The organism is Roseomonas aerilata DSM 19363 (genome assembly GCF_000711725.1).
Taxonomy (GTDB): Bacteria; Pseudomonadota; Alphaproteobacteria; order Acetobacterales; family Acetobacteraceae; genus Roseomonas; species Roseomonas aerilata.
This window is the reverse complement of sequence record NZ_JONP01000142.1, coordinates 1-1559: the sequence shown is the minus strand read 5'-3', so window position 1 is coordinate 1559 and position 1559 is coordinate 1. Positions and strand designations below refer to the sequence as shown.

Annotated in this window: 3 protein-coding genes; 1 reads left to right on the top strand and 2 read right to left on the bottom strand. The window is 65.2% G+C overall.

Annotated features, from left to right (window positions below):
- Positions 1-346 (top strand): hypothetical protein (locus tag BO39_RS34195; RefSeq protein ID WP_211257621.1); only part of this gene is annotated, 346 nt, incomplete at its 5' end.
- Between the two features lie 69 nt (positions 347-415).
- Here BO39_RS34195 and BO39_RS32325 read toward each other — a convergent pair.
- Positions 416-736, bottom strand: coding sequence for a HigA family addiction module antitoxin (locus BO39_RS32325; RefSeq protein ID WP_084698688.1), 321 nt, complete (start codon positions 734-736; stop codon positions 416-418).
- Between the two features lie 42 nt (positions 737-778).
- Positions 779-1060: a type II toxin-antitoxin system RelE/ParE family toxin gene (locus BO39_RS29405; RefSeq protein WP_043840434.1), complete on the bottom strand. Its 282-nt coding sequence runs from the start codon at positions 1058-1060 to the stop codon at positions 779-781.
- Positions 1061-1559 lie beyond the last annotated feature (499 nt).

Below are 1559 nucleotides of genomic sequence, written 5' to 3'. Positions count from 1 at the left end.
GTCGCCCGGAGTATGTGCGCACCACCTGATCGCCAGGGCTCCTGGGAGAGATGCGTCCAACGCTCCGATCGATGCACCAACGTTACAACGTGCCACTGAATTCATCGACGCGGGCAGGCATCAGGATGCAATGGCCATCTACCTGTTCATGGCAGACGCCGATCCCTCACTCGACGCGGGCTACCTGGCCAAACGCATCGGCTGGTGCTGTGAACTGCTCGGCGACCTCCACGCGGCGAAATGGTGGTACGGCTGCGCCGTCGAGGAGAACCCGAAGATCCCGGCGTATGTGGAGGCGCGCCAGCGGCTGGACGGCATTAGCATCGCCGCCCTGATTGCGCCGTAGAAGCCCTCGCTGTCACGTGCAGGCGGCGCTGACGAGGCTGGCTGAGTAGTGGGGGCTGCGGGGCCCGCCCTACGCCGCCAGCGCCTCGCGTGCCCGCGCCAAGTCCCACCCCATCTGCAGGCCAAGCCAGAACTCGGCGCTGTTCCCGAACCGACGGGACAGCAGGATGGCGGTCTCGGCCGTTAGGGCGCGGGTGCCATGAAGGATGGCGGTGATCCGGTTGGTCGGAACGCCGATCTCGAGTGCTAGGCGCTTGGCGGACAGCGCCATGGGCGTGAGGAACTCCTCACGGAGCACCTCGCCGGGGGAGACGGGCGGGATGGTCTCGCCAGTGGTGACGTCCGACAGGTCTACCCGGCCGGCGTCGAGGTCGTCGCGAAGGATGGTCATGGGGCGAAAGCCTCCAGGTGAGCGGTGAGCGGGTGGGGGAGGTCAGTGGTAATCCACGATCTCCACCTCGTGGGCGTCTCCATCCCGCCAGATGAAGCAGAGGCGGAACTGGCGATTGACCCGGATGCTGTGCTGACCAACGCGGCCAGCGATCAGGGCCTCCAGGTGGTTGTTGGGCGGCACCTTCAGGTCGGTGAGGGTGACGGCCCGGTCGAGCATCGCGAGCTTCCGGCGAGCGATGGAGGCGATGTCGGTGGGGAAGCCCTTCGGCATCTGCCCCGCGAACACCGCCGCTGTCCGCTTGTCTTTGAAGCTCTTGATCATGGGGTTACGTATAGCGTCACCCATGGGGTTACGTCAAGCATAACCTTCTTCGACAAAACGGCGAGATAGGGCAGGATATGCTCATGCGTGGCACTAACCTGCACCTCCGTTCACGTCGCGGCCCTCGCAGCCATGACCCACTCTGGAGCCGCCTAGCGTTCCTACGGATCGCCTCCCGGCGCCATCCGCTGATGGCTGGCGGGCACGACGCCAAGACTGGCGACGGACGTGCCTTTGGGCAGGTCGGTGCCCAACCGCCCTGAATGTGGGAACGGGCGATCCTGCGCGGGCAGTGCGCAGGACCGTGGCGCCGCGTGCGGTGGAATTAGGTCTTCAGCGGGGAGACGATTGCTGTGCCATGAGTGATGATGAGCCCTTCGTCGCCAGTGCCAAATGGTACCTGGGGCATTGTCACGTTGTCCAGGTCTGGCTGAAACGAGATGGTCAGGTGAAGCTGGCGGAATGCCGTCCGAGCCCACCACCTACCCCGGCTACCGCT